At 75.9% G+C, this 18,891-nt stretch carries 15 protein-coding genes; 9 read left to right on the top strand and 6 right to left on the bottom strand.

All coding sequences use genetic code 11. From position 1 onward, the window contains the following. Window positions 1–62 precede the first annotated feature (62 nt). Entirely contained in the window at window positions 63–2,585 is a 2,523-nt protein-coding gene (locus ACFYU9_RS11615; RefSeq protein WP_389344359.1) for a hypothetical protein, read from the top strand. 89 nt (window positions 2,586–2,674) lie between these two features. Then, window positions 2,675–3,568: a hypothetical protein gene (locus ACFYU9_RS11610; RefSeq protein WP_389344357.1), complete on the top strand. Its 894-nt coding sequence runs from the start codon at window positions 2,675–2,677 to the stop codon at window positions 3,566–3,568. 340 nt (window positions 3,569–3,908) lie between these two features. On the opposite strand, the gene ACFYU9_RS11605 is transcribed toward ACFYU9_RS11610, so the two are convergent. Both ACFYU9_RS11605 and ACFYU9_RS11600 read right to left on the bottom strand, forming a co-directional pair. Further along, entirely contained in the window at window positions 3,909–7,088 is a 3,180-nt protein-coding gene (locus ACFYU9_RS11605) for a sacsin N-terminal ATP-binding-like domain-containing protein (RefSeq protein ID WP_389344355.1), read from the bottom strand. Window positions 7,089–7,293: 205 nt separating this feature from the next. Next, window positions 7,294–8,232: a DUF3027 domain-containing protein gene (locus tag ACFYU9_RS11600; protein WP_389205025.1), complete on the bottom strand. Its 939-nt coding sequence runs from the start codon at window positions 8,230–8,232 to the stop codon at window positions 7,294–7,296. 400 nt (window positions 8,233–8,632) lie between these two features. Between ACFYU9_RS11600 and ACFYU9_RS11595 the strand changes: the two genes are divergently transcribed. The 4 genes from ACFYU9_RS11595 (at window position 8,633) to ACFYU9_RS11580 (ending at window position 12,161) form a co-directional block, all read left to right on the top strand. After that, window positions 8,633–10,033: an MFS transporter gene (locus tag ACFYU9_RS11595; RefSeq protein ID WP_389344353.1), complete on the top strand. Its 1,401-nt coding sequence runs from the start codon at window positions 8,633–8,635 to the stop codon at window positions 10,031–10,033. An 87-nt stretch (window positions 10,034–10,120) separates the two neighbouring features. Then, complete coding sequence (locus ACFYU9_RS11590; RefSeq protein ID WP_389205028.1) at window positions 10,121–10,603, top strand: DUF2771 domain-containing protein; 483 nt, start codon at window positions 10,121–10,123, stop codon at window positions 10,601–10,603. Window positions 10,604–10,626: 23 nt separating this feature from the next. Further along, window positions 10,627–11,325, top strand: a complete 699-nt coding sequence (locus ACFYU9_RS11585) for a futalosine hydrolase (protein ID WP_389344351.1) — start codon at window positions 10,627–10,629, stop codon at window positions 11,323–11,325. Continuing rightward, window positions 11,313–12,161: a 1,4-dihydroxy-6-naphthoate synthase gene (locus ACFYU9_RS11580; protein WP_389344349.1), complete on the top strand. Its 849-nt coding sequence runs from the start codon at window positions 11,313–11,315 to the stop codon at window positions 12,159–12,161. The genes ACFYU9_RS11585 and ACFYU9_RS11580 overlap by 13 nt, the downstream gene beginning before the upstream one ends. Before the next feature lie 66 nt (window positions 12,162–12,227). On the opposite strand, the gene ACFYU9_RS11575 is transcribed toward ACFYU9_RS11580, so the two are convergent. Then, entirely contained in the window at window positions 12,228–12,611 is a 384-nt protein-coding gene (locus ACFYU9_RS11575; RefSeq protein WP_389205031.1) for a cold-shock protein, read from the bottom strand. Window positions 12,612–12,779: 168 nt separating this feature from the next. Between ACFYU9_RS11575 and ACFYU9_RS11570 the strand changes: the two genes are divergently transcribed. After that, window positions 12,780–13,070, top strand: coding sequence for a hypothetical protein (locus ACFYU9_RS11570; RefSeq protein WP_389205032.1), 291 nt, complete (start codon window positions 12,780–12,782; stop codon window positions 13,068–13,070). Here the strand turns inward: ACFYU9_RS11570 and ACFYU9_RS11565 are convergent. Beyond that, a complete protein-coding gene (locus tag ACFYU9_RS11565) occupies window positions 13,058–13,693 on the bottom strand; it encodes an HAD family hydrolase (RefSeq protein ID WP_389205033.1) in 636 nt (211 codons plus the stop codon). The genes ACFYU9_RS11570 and ACFYU9_RS11565 overlap by 13 nt on opposite strands. Before the next feature lie 53 nt (window positions 13,694–13,746). Then, window positions 13,747–14,739: a zinc-binding alcohol dehydrogenase family protein gene (locus ACFYU9_RS11560; RefSeq protein ID WP_389344347.1), complete on the bottom strand. Its 993-nt coding sequence runs from the start codon at window positions 14,737–14,739 to the stop codon at window positions 13,747–13,749. A 128-nt stretch (window positions 14,740–14,867) separates the two neighbouring features. Here ACFYU9_RS11560 and ACFYU9_RS11555 point away from each other — a divergent pair, with 128 nt between their 5' ends. After that, window positions 14,868–15,200 (top strand): ArsR/SmtB family transcription factor, encoded by a 333-nt coding sequence (locus ACFYU9_RS11555; protein ID WP_389344345.1) that lies wholly within the window; start codon window positions 14,868–14,870, stop codon window positions 15,198–15,200. Window positions 15,201–15,391: 191 nt separating this feature from the next. On the opposite strand, the gene ACFYU9_RS11550 is transcribed toward ACFYU9_RS11555, so the two are convergent. Further along, window positions 15,392–16,252: a hypothetical protein gene (locus ACFYU9_RS11550; protein ID WP_389344343.1), complete on the bottom strand. Its 861-nt coding sequence runs from the start codon at window positions 16,250–16,252 to the stop codon at window positions 15,392–15,394. Between the two features lie 41 nt (window positions 16,253–16,293). On the opposite strand from ACFYU9_RS11550, the gene ACFYU9_RS11545 reads away from it, so the two are divergent. Further along, a complete protein-coding gene (locus tag ACFYU9_RS11545) occupies window positions 16,294–18,858 on the top strand; it encodes a helicase C-terminal domain-containing protein (protein WP_389344341.1) in 2,565 nt (854 codons plus the stop codon). Window positions 18,859–18,891 lie beyond the last annotated feature (33 nt).

Genomic DNA, 18,891 nt, shown 5'->3' with positions numbered 1-18,891 from the left:
ACAACCTTTCGCCGGGTGGGCGGTCTTGCCTGCGTAACACCCGTGACGAGTGGGGGGCGCGCATGCGTCGGACAAGACAGTGGGTGCGGGCGACCGGAGTGGTGTGCGGGGCCGTGGTGGCCGCGGCAGCGCTCGTGGGGCCGGCCGGTGCGAAGGAGCGGGCCGGAGGGGTCGCGGACAGCCGCGCCACCGCACCCGTGCCCGCGCCCGCGTCGCAGAAGGCCCGGCTCAGCACCGGCGAGACCGCCACGCTCGGCCGCGGCGGGCTGAGCGTCACGGGACCCGGCGGCGCGCCCTCCGGCCCGTACGCCTTCGCCAAGGTCGGCGGCCGCACCGAGGTGACGCCGACGGGCCGGCGCACCCCGCAGGCGACCACGACCCTCGGCGCCACGTCCACGGCCGCCGCACAGGCGCCGGCCTCCGCCACCGCTACCGCCACCGGCCTCCAGCGCGTGAAGATCGACCTGGTCAACACGTACCACTGGGGCGGCAACATCGGCGTCTGGAACCGCAGCACCTGGCAGTACTTCGACGTACGCGAGGAGCAGTGGGACGACTTCGGCACGGTCGACCTGCCGCCCGGCGACTACCTGGTCATCGGCCTGTGGAGCAACTGGCAGCAGCCGACCCACCTGTTGTCGAAGACCTTCACCGTCGGTACGGCGCCGCTCACCGTGACGATCGACGCGAAGACGTCGAAGCCGACGCGGCTCACCGTCGACGATCCGAGCGCGGGCCGCGCCGACTCGGCGGTCGGACTGACGCTGCCCAACGGCGACATTTACGGCTTTGCCGGCGGCGGCGCCACCGAGGTCCTCGTGAACCCGATCTCGCTGCCCGGTGTCAGCCTCCAGCTGCACGAGGTGCTCGCGCGCAAGGGCACCACGGCCAACCGGCCCAGCCCCTACCGCTACGACCTGGTCCACACGTTCACGAACGGCGTCCCCGCCACGCCCGTCGCCGCGGTGCGCACCGCCGATCTACTGAAGACGCGGACGACGGTACGGTCCTCGGGCGCCGGGATCAGCGCGTGGTACGGCGTCGCCTGCCTGTGCGGCGGGTGGGCGTCGCCGTACCGGACGAGCGACGTGCCGGCGCCGGGCACCTTCACCCACTACCTGACCCCCGGCAAGACCTTCAGCCGCAAGGTCATGCAGGGCCGGCTCGATCTCCCGCTGCCGGATCTGGGCGGGTCCCAGGGCGAGGCGCCCGCCGAGACCTTCGGGCAAGGGCCCGTCACCGTCGGCGACGGACAGTCGGCCGGGCGCCAGGGCAAGTTCTACCTGGCCGAGACCCGCTTCGCCGGCCCCACCGGCAAGGCGGGCTTCGACTTCAGCACCACACACACCTACCGCGTCACCGGCGACGGCCAGGAGCTCGGCCGTTCGGGCCCGCTGACCGTCGGTGACCGGTACGAGCTGTCGGTGGCCCCGTACGCCATGTACGGCATCCACCACACCGCCGCCCGCGCGGATCACTCGACGCGGCTGTCGACGCGCATCGAGACCGACTGGCTCGTGCCCAGCCGCTCGCTCGGCCAGTTCAGCGCCACGCTTCCGGTGCTCGACGCCCGCATCGACGTCCCCGGGCTCGACCTGCGCAACCGCGTGCCGGCCGGGCCCGCCTCCGTCCGCGTCTCGCTGGCGAACCGGGTCTCCTCCTACGCCGCCACGCTCACCTCCGTCGCGTACTCCTTCGACGACGGCGCGACCTGGCAGACCGCCCCGCTCGGCGCCGACACGGCGGCGTCCGGCACGGTCGCGGTCGACGTTCCGGCCACGGCCGCCTTCGTCTCGCTCCGGATCGGCGGCAAGGACACCTCCGGCGGCACCGTCACCCAGACGATCACCCGCGCCTTCGGGGGCCCCGGCACCCAGACCGCCCTCAAGGCCGGTTCGATCACGGTCGGCAACGTCGTCGTGAACTCCGCCAAGCCGATCGTTCCGGTGGTGTCCGGTGGCGAGGAGACGTACAACGCGCGCTTCACCGTCGACGCCCCCGGGGGCCTCGGCTCGGCGGGGCTGCACTTCTACCACGGCGCGTACGCGAACCCGGACGGCCTGCTGTACATCTTCCCGGGCCAGTGCACCAAGCGGACGACCGGCACCACGTACGACTGCACGACCGAGTTCCACATGAACGCCGCCACCTACATCGGCCTCAACAAGCTGGCCGGCGCCTGGTCGATCGCCGCGTGGGCCCACTCCGCCGACGGCGCGAGCGTCTACCAGGGCCCGGTCCCCGGCCAGGCGACCTTCCGCCGGTCCTCCGCCTTCGCCCTGACCTCCGTCACCCCGCAGCCCGTCACCCGCGGCGGCACGCTCACCGTCAAGGGCCGGCTGACCGGCGCCGCGTGGGAGTACGGGGCGCAGACCGGTCTCGCCGGGCAGAAGGTGGAGCTCCAGTTCAAGAAGGCCGGCGCCGGCACCACCTGGACGATCGCGGCCACCGGGACCACCGACGCCACCGGCGCCGTGACCATCAGGCGCGCCGCGTGGAACGACGGCTCCTGGCGCCTGGTGTACGGCGGCAGCGCCACCTCGACCTGGGCGCCCACCTCGCCCAAGTACGTCGACGTGCGCTGACCCGGCAGCACGCCCGAAGGGGCCCGGCCACACCAAGTGGCCGGGCCCCTTTGCCGTTTGGCGCCCGCGCCTTTGGCAGCATGGCGGGCGTGGACAAGGCATACGAGGCAGACACCTCACCCGACGCCGCATTCGCCCGTACGGTCTGGCAGGCCATGGAACCCCTGCACGCCGTCACCTACTTCTCGCCCGAGAGCCGCGAGGCCAACCGCGCGGCCGGTCTGCGCGGCTTCTGGATGGGCTACTTCGCCGCCCGGGCCGCGCCGCTCGGCGCGGTGGCCGCCGGGGTGGTGGAGGCCGCCTTCCACAACTTCCACCCGTCGATGGTCCGGCGCGCCATCCCCGACGCCTGGGGCTTCGCCACGCCGAAGGCCGTGATCGGGGCCCGCACGGCCGCCGCGGCCACGGCGCTCCGGCGCCTCGCCCCGTCGACGGCCGCGGCCGCACCCGGTCTGCTGCCGCTCCTCGCCCGGGTGATCGGGGCCGCGGACGGCGCCGGCCGCCCCCTCTTCGCCGCCAACCGCGACCTGACCGCTCCCGAGGACCCGGTCGCCGCCCTCTGGCAGGCCACCACCACCCTGCGCGAACACCGCGGCGACGCCCATGTCGCCCTCCTCACCGCCGAGGGCCTGGACGGCTGCGAGGTCCACGTCCTCTTCGCCGCTTCGGAAGGCGGCGCACCGACGGCGACGCTCCGCGAGAACCGCGGCTGGACGGAGGCCGACTGGCGGGCGGCGGCCGAGCGCCTCGCGGCCCGCGGCCTGCTCGCCACCGACGGCTCCCTGACCGCGCAGGGCCGCGCCCTGCGCACCCACGTCGAGGCCCGCACGGACGCCCTGGCCGTCCGCCCGTACCGCGAAGCCCTGTCGGCGGCGGAGGCGAGCGGACTGGTGACGGCGCTGCGCCCGCTGTCCGACGAGGTGCGCGACTCGGGGACGATCCCGTTCCCGAACCCGATGGGGCTGCCGCCGCGGCGGACCTAGAGGCGGGCCCGGCGGCGGGGCCGGGAGCGGGGCCGGGGCCGGGGACCGTACGAGGCGGGCGCGGCGGCGGGGCCGGGGGCAGGGCCGGGGCCGGGGCCGGGGACCGTACGAGGCGGGCGCGGCGGCCGTCGCCGGGGTGCTGTGGCCGGCGGGCCTGGGGCCGGCCGGGGCGGGAGAGGGCGCCGGGGCCAGGTCCCCGGAATGAGCGTCCCGGCCCTGGTGGTGGCCACACCCGTGTGCCGGGCCCGGAGCGCGCCCGGCGCCGGCGGTGTGAAACGACGTCAGGGACACGGGCCGCCTGCCGCGGGCCGATCGCACCCGCGGCAGGTGGCCCGGTCCGTCAGTCGAACCAGCGGTCCCGGGCCAGCTCCGCCGTCCGCGACGGGTCCTCCAGGAGCGCCGCCACCTCGAAGCGGCGCGGCCACTGGCCCGCCGCCCAGGCCAGTCCCGCCGCCACGCCCTCCAGCGTGGCGGCGTGGATGACGCCGTCCGGGGTGCGGCGCCAGTCGAGCTCGGTGCCGGCCGCGCGCAGTTCGTCGTGCTCGATGTACGTGGCCGGGGTGGCCGGGCCGAGCAGGGCGTGGACCGACGGCGGCACCTCGTGCTCCTCGCCGACCGTCGTCACCTCGGCCTCGACGGCCTCGCTCAGCCGGCGCACCTGGAACAGCTCCGCCAGGTCGGCGGCGCGGGCCGGGGCGACCGGGAGCAGCGGCAGGCCGCCGGTGAGCGGGAGCAGGTCGGGGGCGTCGGCGACGAGGGCGTCGGCGGCGTCGACGACGACCAGGGCGCCGTCCACGACCGCGCGCAGCTCGTCGGGGAGCGTGACCTGCTCGGGGTCGAGGTCGGCCAGGGCGGTGTAGAGGGCGTGGAGCTGGGCGCCGGACACCTCGCGGGCCGGGTCGGCGAGCCGGGCCAGCAGTTCGGCGGCGCCGCCCGGCTCGTCGAGCAGGGCCGCCACCGAGGTGCGGACGCCGAGCGCCCGCAGCACCTGCTCGTCCTCGAAGCCGGTCGCGTCGGCGGAGTCGTACAGGCCGACGAGCAGCGGGTCCGTGCCGGCCGCGCGCAGCCCGGCGGGGCGCCGGCCGTCGAGGACCGGATGGTCGCGCAGCCACCAGGCGGTGTACGACCGCACGGTCTCGGTCGTGCCGTCCGGCAGCAGCACCCGCACCGGCTGGGTCAGCGCGTCCCGCAGCGGCGGCCGCGCGAGCAGCGCGAGCGCCTGCGGCCAGGCGTCGTCGTCGACCAGGTCCAGGTCCCGGACGGCGACGATCTCGGTCGCGACCGGCGGCACCGGGGTCTGGGGCAGCCGGTCCAGGACGTCCTCGCACCACACGTCGACGGAGTCGAGCAGCCCGGCGTCGTCCGGCTCGGCGAAGTCGCCCTCGCGCGGCTCCAGTTCGTCCGGGTCGAGGACCAGGTCGGCGGCGCGGACCAGCTGGAAGCCGGCGAGCACGCCGACCGCGGCGAGCGGCTGCTCGCCCCAGCGGGCGGCCAGGTCGGCGTCGACGAGCGCCAGATCGCCCTCGCGCATCACGGACGCGAACGCCGAGCCGGGCACCACGAGCTCGCCCGCCGGGGCCAGCTCGCCGTCCTCGTCGGGCAGCGCGAGCGCGCCGAGCCACGGCTCGTCGCCGGGCGCCAGGTCCGCGTCCCTGACGAGCGCGAGGACCGTCTCGGCGAGCTCGTCGGCGTCCAGGGCGTCGCCGTCCTCGTCCCAGATCTCCCCCGCGTCCAGGGAACCGGCGACCGCGGCCCGCACCTGCGGCGTGGTCAGCACGGCCCGCGGGGTCGCCGGCACGGCGCCGAGCTTCTCCAGGAGCGGGTGGGCGGCGTCGGGGTGGGCGACCTTCAGGCCGAGGCGGGCGAGGTCGACGGGGGTGTGGTCCTGCGGCAGGAGGACCTGGCGGGGGCCGATGGTGGTGCGGACGCGGGGGCCGACCGGGCCCGCCACGTCGCCCTCGGCAGCCGCTTCCTCGTAGGACTCGGTGCCCATCAGGGGCACCGGCAGACCCGTCAGCCGGTCCGGGTCGACGCCCGCGAGGGAGTCGTACAGCCGCCACCACCACTCCGCCGTCCGGTGCGCGCCCGCGAGCCGGTCGATCGCCTCCGTCAGCGGCAGCCGGCCCACGCCGAGCGTGCGCAGCTCCACGCGGCGCTCCAGGCCCGCCGGCAGCAGCGTCGGGAAGACCTCCGCGAGCACCGCGACGGTCTCCGCGCCCGCGCCCTCCACGACCTCCGCCTCGATCGGCCGCAGCGCCGGCAGCTCCTCGGAGGCGGCCGCGGGCGCCAGGAACGCCACGCGCGGCAGCCGCTCCAGGATCGCCGCCCGCAGCGCGCCGTCGAGCGCGCCCTTGCCGAGCGGGCCCGGCACGAGGTCGAGGGTGCCGGTCGACACCGGCTGCCAGTCGGCGAGCAGCTCGGCGTACGCCTCGCCGGCCCGCTCCACCAGGAAGTCCGTCAGCGGCCCGGGCGCCGGGTGGCGGCGCGCGGTGTCCAGCGGGAAGGAGGCGATGAGCAGGGCCGGGATGCCGAGCGGCTCGTCGGTGGGGGTCGGGGCGTGGACGACGGCGTCGGTGCGGGGGTGCCGCGGCGCGCCGTCGGCGTCCACCGGTACGGCCCAGGTGACCGACCAGTGCGGGCGCAGGCGCTCCTCGGTCGGACGGTCCTTCAGCAGGGCCGGGTCGACGGGCCCGGCGTGGCTGACGGTCCGCCAGCGGTGCGTGCCGGTCGCGGAGTCGTCGACGTGGACGTACCCGTCGCGTTCGGCTCGGGTGAGGGTGCGGGTGCGGCCGTCGGCCGTCTCGACGACGATCTCCGTCAGGCCCGGGAGGGTCAGCAGCAGGGCGTCGTCGACGGAGTCGAGCAGCCGCTCGGCCAGGTCGACGGCGGCCGCGTCGCGCAGCGGCAGCACCACGACCGTGTCGTAGCCGTCGGGCGCGGTGCCCTCGGCGGGCAGCGGGAGGCGCAGCAGCGGTACGTGGCCGTCGCGGCGGCGCAGTTCGTCGCCCAGGCCCGGGCTGTGCCGGGCCACGTCGGCGGCCAGCTCGCGGGCCTCCGCGAGCGCCCAGCGGACGCCGCCGTGGCGGCCGAGGACGGCCGGCTCGTCGGAGACGGCGAGCACGGCGGCGAACCCGACGCCGAAGCGGCCGACGGCGCCGGTGTCGCGCTCGGTGCGCTTGGCGGAGGCGCGGAGCGTCGACAGGGACTCGACGCCGGCGGCGTCGAGCGGCGCGCCGGTGTTCGCGGCGGCGAGCACCGCAGGGCCGTCGGCGTCCGCCGGGTGCAGCGTCAGCCGCAGCCGCCCGGTGACGCCGGCCCGGTGGGCGGCGTCGGCGGCGTTCTGCGCGAGCTCCACGACGAGCCGGTCCCGGTACCCGCCGAGGACCAGGTCCTCCTCGGCGTTCGCGTCCTCGCGGAAGCGGGCCGGGCCCGCCGCCCACGCGTCGAGCACGCCTCTGCGGAGCCGTGCGGTACCGAAGGGGTCGGCTCCGTCGGTCGACGTCCTGACGCTGACGCTCACGTCTGACTCCTTCTGAGGTGCGGGCTGCCGGTCTGCCGGGCACGGGAAGTGACCGGTGCCCGAAGGTACCGCGCCGGGGCCGTTCACCTCGCTGTGGGCAGGCGTCCCACGGGGGCGGTGGGCACACGGGGCGCCGGCCGCCCCCGCGACGTGCCGCCGCGTGGCCCGCGGCGTCGCGGCCGCGCGGCCCCGCCCCGCGCCCCTCCTACGAGTGGCCCAGGTCCTCCGACGCCCCGTCCGGCTCCGTCGTCGAGCCCGAGTCCGCCGCCGGGCGGAGCGGGAACTCGTCCGCCGAGACCGAGTCGAGGACGGGGGCCGCGGGGCGCGGGGGCTTGGGCATGACGGCGGCTTCGGAGTGGCCGCCGCAGCCGTACGAGAGGGAGACGACGCGGCCGTCGGCCGGGGAGAACTGGTTGGCGCAGACGCCGAAGCCCTGCTTCAGGGAGCCGGCGAGCGGGACCAGGAAGGCACAGGAGACGCAGGTCGCGGGGGCGGCCTGGGCCATCGGGGTGTTGGCGCCGAAGGCCTCGTCCCAGCGGTCGGCGGCCTGGTGGAGGCCGTAGCGGGACAGGACCCGGGCGCGGCGCATGCCGAGCTCCTCGGCGACGGCCGCGATCGCGCCGCGCGACGGGGCGCGCTGGGTGATCTCGGCGTCCTCGGCGTCGAGGTGGTCGGCCATCTCCTCCGAGACGACGGAGTTCGGCGGCGGCGCGTCCTCGCCGGAGTAGCCGGGCTCCAGGCGCAGGTCGTCCTGCTCGGTGGGGAGCAGGTCGCCGGGGCCCATGTCGCCGGGGCGCAGCCGCTCGCTCCACGGCACCCACTCGGGGGCGAGGAGGGCGTCGGAGCCGGGCAGCAGGACGGTTTCGTCCAGCGTGACGTTCTTCGCGCGGGAGGCCCGGGTGAGCGTCACGGCCCAGCGCCAGCCGCGGTAGCCGGGCTCCTTGGACTCGAAGAAGTGCGTGACGACCCGGTCGCCCTCGGCGACGAGTCCCACGTGCTCGCCGACCACGCCGGGCGCGGCCGCCTCCTCGGCGGCCTCCCTCGCGAGGTCTACCGCCTCGGCGCAGAGACGGTCTGGGGTTCGCGTGGCTCGCGGGGTACGCGTGGCTCGCGGGGTACGGCTTCGCGTCGTCGCAGCACTCACAGGTCTCGCTCTTCTCCTACGCCGTCTCACGGGTGCGCCGGCCGAGGAGCGGGAGGTTCCGGGCCGTGGGCGGAGCGGACCAGAGGGCCGCATCGACGTCCACGCCCGACGATGTCTCGCATGTCTCGGGCACACCTATCGTCATCCATTCTGCGGGATGCCGAAGAGGCGCGCGGCCGAGAACATCCGCCGGTGGCGCGCTACGCACGCTACCCCGTTCGCCGCGCTCAGCCCACCTGCCCGCCCCAAGTGGCCCGCATCGCGGGCGATCGGCGGCCGGTCCGGAGCGGGTCGGCAGGCGGCCGGAAGACCCCCGGAAGGGGTTCCGATTCGCGCCGAACCGGCCCCGCCGGGCCCCGTCACCCGCCCCCGGAGCCCCGGATTGGGGCACTATGACGGGGTGGCAGCCGCACGGTCTCCCGTACGATCCCACGATCATCGTGACCGTGGTGACCGCGCCGGACCGCTCAGCCGAGCGGGCCGGAAAGTCGGCCGCGCCCTGCACCTCCCCTTCACCGGCACCGCGAAGGGCATCCGCAGGGCCACCCACGCGCACGGCGCCGGCGAGTCCGGGCTCGGCAAGCTGATCGAGCTGCACGCCGTGAACGGCGCCGGCGACGTCATGATCACCGTCGCCCTCGCCTCCACCATCTTCTTCTCCGTCCCGACCGACCAGGCGCGCGGCCGGGTCGCGCTCTACCTGGCCATCACGATGGCCCCGTTCGCCCTCCTCGCCCCCGTCATCGGCCCGCTGCTCGACCGCCTCCCGCACGGCCGCCGCGCGGCCATGGCGGGCGCGATGCTGGCCCGTGCCGTGCTCGCCGTCCTGATGTCGGCCGCGGTCGCCACCGGCGGGCTCCAGCTCTATCCGGCGGCGCTCGGCGTGCTGGTCGCCTCCAGGTCGTACGGCGTGGTCCGCAGCGCCGTCGTGCCACGGCTGCTGCCACCGGACTTCTCGCTCGTGAAGGCGAACTCCCGCGTCACCCTCGCGGGCCTGCTGGCCACCGGCATCGCCGCGCCGATCGGCGCCGGGCTGCAGAAGCTCGGCTCGGCCGGTTCGCTGTACGGGGCCTGCGCGCTGTTCCTGCTCGGCACGTACTGGGCGCTGCGGCTGCCGCACAAGGTGGACTCCGCCAAGGGCGAGCGGCGGGCCCATCTGCTCACCCACGGCGAGAAGAAGCCGAGCCTGCGGACGGTGGGCCCGGCCGTCCTGCACGGACTGCAGGCGAACGCCGCGCAGCGCATGCTCTCCGGCTTCCTGATCTTCTTCCTGGCCTTCCTGCTGCGCGTGCACCCGCTGAACGGGCAGAGCGCGGTCGTCTCGCTCGGCATGGTGGCGGTGGCGGCGGGCGTCGGCAACGCGTGCGGGACGGCCGTCGGCTCGCTCCTGAAGGAGCGCGGCCACGGTCCCGAGGTGATCATCGCCACGATGCTGTCGATCGTCCTGGCCACGGCCGTGTGCGCCGCGCTGTTCTTCGGCAGCCTGATGGTGGCGGTCCTGACGGCCGTGGCGGGCCTGACCCAGGCCCTGTCCAAGCTGTCCCTCGACGCGCTGATCCAGCGCGACGTGCCCGAGGTGGTGCGGACCTCCGCCTTCGCCCGGTCCGAGACGGCGCTGCAGATGGCGTGGGTGGTGGGCGGCGCGATCGGCATCGCGCTGCCGCTGAACGGCACGCTGGGCATGGCCGTGGCGGCGGGCTTCCTGGGGGTGGGCTGGCTGCTCGCGGTACGGGGTCTGATCACGGCCGCACGCAAGCGCGGACCGCGCAAGGGAGCGTCCACCACGACGCGTGCGGCGTAGCCGGGCGAAACACCCACAAGGGAACCCGGGGGCGGCACGCCGTACCCCCGCGTGGCATGAGCGCGGCGGACCGATAGCCTTCGGGCCATGACCGTTGCGTTCCTCACCTCCAAGCGCCGCCGGGCCGCCGTGGCCCTCGGGGCTGTCTCCGCGGGGCTCCTCGTCCTCTCCGCCTGCGAAAAGCCGACCCCGGTAGCGACCGTGACGGTCGGGTCCTCGTCGGTGAACTCCCAGGCCGCCTGCTACAACGATGGCCACCCCATCGAGGAGAAGCAGATCCCCGCCTGCCTCAACAAGAAGGCCGAGCAGTCGATCACCGTCGACCCGCAGGCGGACAAGATCCGCTTCGGTGTCGACCCGTCGATCGCCGACAACGGCTGGACGATCTTCCTGAACGGCCAGAACGCCGAGCCGGAGCCGTTCAAGAAGACCTACCGGACCATTCCGGCCAGCGCGTTCTTCTCCAGCCAGACGGGCGCCGCGCCGGACCAGACCCAGGTCACCATCGTCGAGAGCGGTGGCAAGAACGTGACCGGCATCTGGCACTTCAACCTCAAGAAGAAGTCCTGACCCCGTCCCCTCGGATCCTGGTCGTGACGGCCGTGGCGGCGGAGGCCGACTCCGTCGCCGCCGGCCTCGGCCGTCCTGAGGCCGGGGGCACGGAGCTCCCGCTGCCCGGCGGCTTCGTGCTGCGCCGGCACGGGGACGTCGACGTCCTCGCCGCCGGTGTCGGACCGGCCGCGGCCGCCGTCGCGACCGCCACCGCGCTCGCGTGCGCCCGGGACCCGTACGGCCTGGTGGTCTCCGCCGGGATCGCCGGCGGGTTCCAGCCGCTCGCGCCGCTCGGCGCCGTCGTCGTCTCGGACGCCGTCGTCGCCGCGGACCTCGGGGCGCAGACGCCCGACGGCTACCTGGCCGTCGAGGAACTCGGCTTCGGGCGGTCCGCGCACCGGGTCGCGAAGCCGCTGACGGACCGGATCGCCGCCGCGCTGCCGGACGCCGTCGTCGGGCCCGTCCTCACCGTCTCCACCGTGACCGGCACCGCCGGGCGCGCCGCCGAGCTGGCGGAGCGTCATCCGGGCGCCGTCGCCGAGGCGATGGAGGGCTTCGGCGTGGCCGAGGCCGCCGCCGCGCACCGGGTGCCCGTCGTCGAGATCCGGGCCGTGTCCAACGCCGTCGGCCCGCGCGACCGCGCCGCCTGGCGGATCGGCGACGCCCTGGCCGCCCTGCGCGACGCCTTCCAGCAGCTCAGCCGCACCGCATTCGTGGAGCTCCCGTCATGCCCAAGCTGAAGATCGCCTACTCGCCCTGCCCGAACGACACCTTCGTCTTCGACGCCTGGGCCCACGGCCGCGTCCCCGGCGCCCCGCGCCTCGACGTGACCTTCGCCGACATCGACCTGACCAACGGCTGGGCCGCCGAAGGCGACGCCCCGTACGACGTCCTGAAGGTCTCGTACGCCGTGCTGCCGTGGATCCTCGACGAGTACGCCCTGCTGCCCTGCGGCGGCGCCCTGGGGCGCGGCTGCGGCCCGCTGGTGCTGACCCGGGAGGCCGGGCTCGACCTGACCGGCAAGACGGTCGCGGTGCCGAGCGAGCGTTCGACGGCGTACCTGCTGTTCCGGCTGTGGGCGGCGGACACCGTCCCCGGAGGCGTCGGCGAGATCGTGGTGCTGCCGTTCCACGAGATCATGCCGGCCGTGCGGGACGGCAAGGTGGACGCCGGGCTCGTCATCCACGAGGCCCGCTTCACGTACGGGAACTACGGGCTGCACGCGCTCGCGGACATGGGCGAGCACTGGGAGCACACCACCGGGCTGCCGATCCCGCTCGGCGCGATCGTCGCGAAGCGCTCGCTCGGCGAGGAGACGCTGCGGCTGCTCGCCGAGTCGGCGCGGACGTCGGTCCGGATGGCCTGGGACGACCCGTCCGTCTCGCGCCCGTACGTCCTGGAGCACGCGCAGGAGATGGACCCGAAGGTCGCCGACCAGCACATCGGGCTCTACGTCAACGAGTTCACCGCCGACCTCGGCGAGGCCGGTTACGCGGCCGTGCGCGGGCTCCTGACGCGCGCGGCGGCCGAGGGGCTCGTACCGCCCCTCGGCCCGGACTCGCTGCGCTTCCCCTGACGGGGGCTCGTACGGCTCGGCTCGTACCGCTCAGCTCGTACGGCTCAGCTCGTACGGTTCAACGGCTCATACGTCGAGCTGGTCGGCGACCGCGCGCAGCAGGCCCGCGATCTTCTTGCCGTGGACCTTCTCGGGGTAGCGGCCGCGCTCCAGCATCGGCGTGATGTTCTCCAGGAGCGTGGTCAGGTCCTGGACGATGGACGCCAGTTCGTCGGGCTTGCGGCGCTGCGCCGCGGCGACGGACGGGGTCGGGTCGAGGACGACCACGGACAGGGCCTGGTCGCCGCGCTGACCGGCGACGACGCCGAATTCCACGCGCTGCCCCGGCTTGAGGGCGTCGACTCCGGCGGGGAGCACCGACGAGTGCACGAAGACGTCGCCGCCGTCGTCACGGGAGAGAAAGCCGAAGCCCTTCTCGCTGTTGAACCACTTGACCTTGCCGGTAGGCACGTCCGTCCTCGTCCTCGTACTCGTTGGGTGCGCCGGGATCCCGGCTATGAAGGCTATGAAAGAGATACAGCGGGTCACCGACCCGCCGGGCACCAGGCTAATAGGCTGCGGCCCGGTGACAAGCCGTCTCCGGTCCGTTCCTCCCGGCCAGGGAACTACCCTGGCCGAATGCGTAGTGAAACCCTTTCGGCTCCGACTTCGGCCCCGACGGACGAACCCGCGCCGGGTGACGGCCTGGTCCGGGCCGGTGCGGTCGTCTTCATCGTCGGCGCGGTCGCGACCCTGGTCACGGTGGCTCCGCTGTTCCTCGGGACCAAGCCGTTCCCGACGGTCGCCTACCTCGTCTCGATGCTGATGGGCGTCGGCTTCCTGGTGGCCGCGGCCGGCGTGCTGCGGTCGATCGCCGTGCAGCGCCGCCGGGCGCGGGCCGTCCAGGCGGCGGCCGGTCAGCCGCGGTAGTCCGCCAGGTACCCCTCCCACCAGGCCCGGAAGTCCGTCAGGTCGGTGAGGACGACGTCCGCGCCGGCCGCGCGCAGCTCCTCGGGGGCGCACGGGCCGGTGGCGACGGCGACCGAGAACGCGCCGGCGGTACGCGCCCCGCGCACGTCGCCGACGTGGTCGCCCACGTACACCTTCGCGCCGTGGGCGCGCAGCGCCTCCGCCTTGCCCTCGGCCCACAGGTCGCCGGCGACGGCGTCCGGCTCCATGCCGAGGTGGATGAGGTGCCGCTTGGCGTGCGGCTCGTTCTTCGCGGTCACGACGACGGTCCGGCCGCCCGCCTCGGATACGGCTTGAATCGCATCCCGCGCGCCGGGCATCGGGACGGTCGGCTCGATGGCGTACCGCCCGTAGAACTCGCGGTAGCGCACCACCATCTCCGCGATCCGCTCCTGCGGGAACCAGTGCGCCAGCTCCTGCGCCAGCGGCGGGCCGAGCCGGGTGACGACCAGGTCGGCGTCGATCGGGACGCCGACGTCGGCGGAGAACGCCTCGAAGGCGGCCTTGATGCCGGGGCGGGTGTCGAGGAGGGTCAGGTCGAGGTCGAAGCCGACCGTGGGGGCCGTGCCGATGCGGGTGTCCATGCCGGCCATTGTGCCCAGGTGTTCGAAACGGGCCCCGGCCGTCCGGAAACGGCTCAGCCGACCTTGAGCAGCAGCTTCCCGGTGCTCGTGCGCGAGCCCATGAGACGGTGCGCCCCGGCCGCGTCCGCGAGCGGGAACTCGGCGGTGACCGGGAGCGTGACCGTGCCGTCGGCGACCCGGGCGAAGGCGCGGTCGGCGAGGGCGCGCAGGGCGGCGGGGCCGGTCTTCGCGAGGGTGAGGATCGAGAAGCCGGAGACGGTGAGCCCGGTGGGGTAGAGCTCGGGCTGGCCGACCCGCCACGGCTCGGCGGAGCCCGCGTTGCCGAAGGAGACCAGCCGGCCGAAGACGGCGAGCGAGGCGAGCGAGGCCTTGAAGGTCTCGCCGCCGACCGGGTCCAGGGCGAGGTCGACCCCGCGCTCGCCGGTGGCCGCGCGGACCGCCTTCTCCAGGGCGCGGGGGTCGCGCTCGAAGTCGCCGACGAACACCTCGTCGTAACCGTGGTCCCGGGCGTACGCGGCCTTGGCGGCCGACGACACCGTGCCGTACACCGCGCCCGCGCCCGCCGCCTTCGCGAGCTGCCCGACGGCGGTGCCGATGCCGCCGGCGGCGCCGTGCACGAGGACCGTCTCGCCCGGCTGGAGCCGGCCGACCGCGTGGACCAGGGCCTGGGCGGTGGGCAGGACGGTCGGGAGGGTGGCGGCGGTGCGCAGGCCGACGCCGGCCGGGACCGGGAAGACGGTCGTCGCGTCGGCCACGGCCACCTCGGCGTAGCCGCCGCTCTCGGTCAGCGCGGCCACCTCCTGGCCGACGGCGAGGCCGGTGACGCCCGCGCCGAGCGCCCGCACCCGGCCGGAGACCTCCAGGCCGGGGCGGAAGGGCAGGGCCTCGACCCGATAGCCCTCGGCGCGCGCCTTGAGGTCGGCGAAGTTCACGCCCGCGTACGCCACGTCGATGCTCACCTGTCCGGGGCCGGGGGCGGGGACGTCGGCGTCCACCGCCTTCAGGACCTCGGGACCGCCGTGCTCCCCCAGCTCGATCGCGCGCATGGCACACCTCCGGCTCGGCGGTTCTCGACCGCCGTCGACTGTTCAATGAAAAGCGAACACTGCCGACTGTATGATCCGGATCGAACACTCCGCAAGGCTTCGACCCACGATGTGTACGGGAGGACGGCATGACGACGCCCCGCCACCGGGCCGCGCCCGAGCACACCCACCCCGACGACGTGCCCGTCCTCACCGCGCTCGCCGCACTCGCCGACCCCGTGCGCCTCGCGCTCGTGCGCGAGCTCGCCGGGTCCGAGGAGTGGACCCGGGCCTGCGGCAGCTTCGACGTGCCCGTCGGCAAGGCGGCCCTCAGCCACCACTTCACCGTCCTGCGCGCGGCCGGCCTCGTCGAGCAGCGCGACCAGGGCCCCAAGCGGGTCAACCGGCTGCGCCGCGCCGAGTTCGACGCCCGCTTCCCGGGCCTGCTCGACCTCGTCCTGCGGGACGAGGAGCAGGGCTAGAGGTGCAGGACTGGACGCCGCCACTCAGAGAGCGGCGTCCGGTGCCGTGCATCGCAAGGCCGAGGCGGGAGCCAACGCGGTGGGGGCACTCCCGTGCCCGAAGGGGCTACGGGGGACCATGGCGACTGACGACAACGCGGCGAGGAGCGGTGCCAGGCGTCGCGAGCCCGGCCTGACCGGCAAGACGCCCCCTACCCCCTGCGCCGCGCCCGCCACAGCAGGAACAGCGCCGAGGCGATCGCCGCGGCCCGCAGCGTCCAGGGCCAGGTGTCGGCGATCGCCGCGCCCATGCCCGCGCTGCCCGTCGGCACCGGCGCGCCCCAGCGGCCCTCCACCCGGCCCCACAGCCAGAGGATGCCGCCGGCCGCGGCGAGGCCCGGGGCGACCAGGGCGGCGCCGCGGCGCTCGCGGGAGAAGTACGCGAGGACCCAGCCGGCGGCGAGCGGGACGAGGGAGCCGAAGGCGGCGCCCGCGAGCAGCAGCGCCGCGGCGATCACGAGCAGCGGGCTGCCGAAGCGCGGGAGCGCGCGGAGCCGGGCGAGAGGGCGCGGCGGCTCGTCCGGGAACTCCGGATCCCCGGTCTCCGGATCCTCCGGCTCGTCGTCCTCGGACGGCGGCGGCTTCAGTATCTCGGGGATCTCCACGCCGCCGACGAAGCCGGGGACCTGCCCGGTGGGCGTGGCCTCGGCGGCCATGGCGTCCGCACGCCACCAGTCGGCCGGGCGCGGCCCCGGAACGGCCGGAGCCGGCGCCGCCGGGCGCGGGCCGGGAACGGCCGGAGCCGACGCCGCCGGGCGCGGGCCCGGGACGGCCGGAGCCGACGCCGTCGGGCGCGGGCCCGGGACGGCCGGAGCCGACGTCGTCGGGCGCGGGCCGGGAACGGCCGGAGCCGACGCCGCCGGCGCCGCGGCCCCGTCCGGCGTACCCGGCCCGTCCGGGATCGCCGGCAGCGCGTCGCCCCCGGCATTCCCCCCGGCGTTCCCCTCGGTGTCCCCCTCGGCGTCCGCGCGGCGCCCGGTCACTCGCTCGTTCTCGATCCCCTCGGTCCCCACAGCACGACGGTAGCGCCTGCACAGGGGCTAACGTGGTGCGGATGGGGATCGGTGAGCTCGACCGGGAGGCGCACGTGCCCGAAGGAAAAGGCGGCGGGAGCGGGGACGGGGCCGGCGGCGGGACCGGTGCCGGCGCGGCCGCGCCGCGCACGCTCGCGGAGGCGCTGCGCGCCGGCGGCGACGAGGCGCTCGCCGCGCTGCTGCGGGCCCGCCCGGACCTGCTCTCGCCGGTCCCGAACGACCTGACGCAGCTGGCCACCCGGGCCGGCACCCGCGCCTCGGTCGTCCGGGCGCTCGAACGGCTCGACCGGTTCGCGCTCCAGGCCGCCGAGGCCCTCGCGGTGGCGCCGGACCCCGCCCCGTACCCGGTGCTCCTCGGCCTGCTCGCGGGCGACGCCGGCGATCCCGGGATCGAGGCGGCGCTGCCGCGCGCCGTCGCACTGCTGCGCGAGCAGGCGCTGGTGTGGGGCGACGACGAGCGGCTGCGGCTCGTGCGGACCGCGCGCGAGCTGCTCGCGCCGTCCGCGCAGCACCCCTCGCCCACCGGGCTCGGGCCGACGGTCGCGGAGGCGACGGCCGGGATGTCGCCGGGCCGGCTCCAGGAGATCATCGCGGCGGCCGGGCTGCCGACGACGCACGACCCGGTGTCGGCGGTGGCCGCCCTGACGGACCTCTTCACGGACCGCACGAGGATGGCGGCGCTGCTCGACACGGCCCCGCCGGAGGCCCTCGCCGTCCTGGACCGGCTGGTGTGGGGCCCGCCGTACGGAGAGGTCACGCCCGATCCGGCGGTGCCGGTGCGCTGGCTGCGCGACCGGGGCCTGCTGCTGCCCGTCTCGGCGCGGACGGTCGTGCTGCCGCGCGAGGCCGCCCTCCATCTGCGCGGCGGGCGGGCGCACGAGGCGCCGGAGCCGGTGGCCCCGGAGCTGGTGGTCACCCGCGAGCACCGTCCACAGGTCGTGGACAACGCGGCCGCCGGGCAGGCGTACGCGGCCCTCGCCACCGTCGAGGAGCTGCTGAAGTCCTGGAACCAGGGCGGCCCGCAGGTGCTGCGCGCCGGCGGCCTCGCCGTACGCGACCTCAAGCGCACCGCGAGCGCCCTCGACCTGCCCGAGCCGGCCACCGCCTTCTGGATGGAACTGGCGTACGGGGCCGGGCTGCTCGCCTCCGACGGCGAGGCCGACGAGCGGTACGCCCCCACGCCCGCCTACGACGACTGGCTCGACCTCCCGCCCGCCGAACGCTGGACCCGGCTCGCCGTCACCTGGCTCGCCGCCACCCGCACCGCCGGCCTCGTCGGCACCCAGGACGCCAAGGGCCGCACCCTGGCCGCCTTCGGCCCGGGCCTGGACCGCGGAATGGCGCCCGAGGTGCGCCACCGGGTGCTCGCCCTGCTCGCGACGCTGCCGCCGGGCGCGGCGGCCGACCGCGAGTCGGTGCTCGCCCGGCTGCGCTGGGACCGGCCGCTGCGCGGCGCCGCGGAGGCATCCGGCGCGGGCGACCTGCGCGAACGCATCGCCGCCTGGACCCTGGAGGAGGCCGAGCAGCTCGGCATCACCGGGCGCGGGGCGCTCGGCACGCCCGCCCGCGCGCTGCTCAACCTGCCGCTCGCCGAGGCCGCCCCGGAGACCCGGCACCCGGGCGACTGCGAGCCCGCCGTCGCCGCCTCGCGCGCCGCGACGCTCCTCGGGCCGCTGCTGCCCGAGGCCGTCGACCACGTACTGCTCCAGGCGGACCTGACGGCGGTCGCGCCCGGGCCGCTGCGCCGCCCGCTCGCCGACGCGCTGTCCGTGCTCGCCGACGTGGAGTCCAAGGGCGGCGCGACCGTGTACCGCTTCACGCCCGCCTCGGTGCGCCGGGCGCTCGACGCCGGGCGCAGCGCGTCCGACCTGCACGGCTTCCTGACGGCGCACTCGCGCACGCCCGTGCCGCAGCCGCTCGCCTATCTCATCGACGACGTGGCGCGCCGGCACGGCCACCTGCGGGTCGGGGCGGCGTCCTCGTACGTGCGGTGCGACGACGACGCGATGCTCGGCGAGATCCTGGCCGACAAGCGGGCGGCCGCGCTCCAGCTGCGCCGGCTCGCGCCGACGGTGCTGGCCTCCTCGTCCGACCCGGTCTCGCTCCTGGAGGGGCTGCGCGCGATGGGGTTCGCGCCGGCGGCCGAGTCGGCGGAGGGCGATGTGCTGATCACCCGCGCCGACGCCTACCGGACGGGCGACCGGACCGCGCCCGCACCAGTGCCGGACGGCCCGCCGGTGCCCGACGCGACGATGCTGACGGCCGCGGTGAAGGCGATCCGGGCGGGCGACCGCGCGGCGACGGTGGCACGGAAGGAGCCGGCCGCCACCCCCGTCGCGGCCGGTTCCCTGCCCCGTACCTCCGCCGCCGAGACCCTGGCGACCGTGCAGGCCGCGGCGCTCACCGGCTCGGCCGTGTGGATCGGCTACGTCAACGCCGAGGGCGCGGCGAGCCAGCGGGTCATCGCGCCCGTGCGGGTCGAGGGCGGTTTCGTGACCGGCTACGACCACACGGCCGACGAGGTCCGCACGTATCCGCTGCACCGGATCACGGGCGTGGCGGAGCTGGCGGACGGCGAGGTGTAGCCCCTGGGGGCTTGCCGCCCAGGGGCTGTCCGA

It is taken from the genome of Streptomyces sp. NPDC004327, from assembly GCF_042873935.1.
Lineage (GTDB): Bacteria > Actinomycetota > Actinomycetes > Streptomycetales > Streptomycetaceae > Streptomyces.
This window is presented reverse-complemented; position numbering and strand designations above follow the sequence as displayed.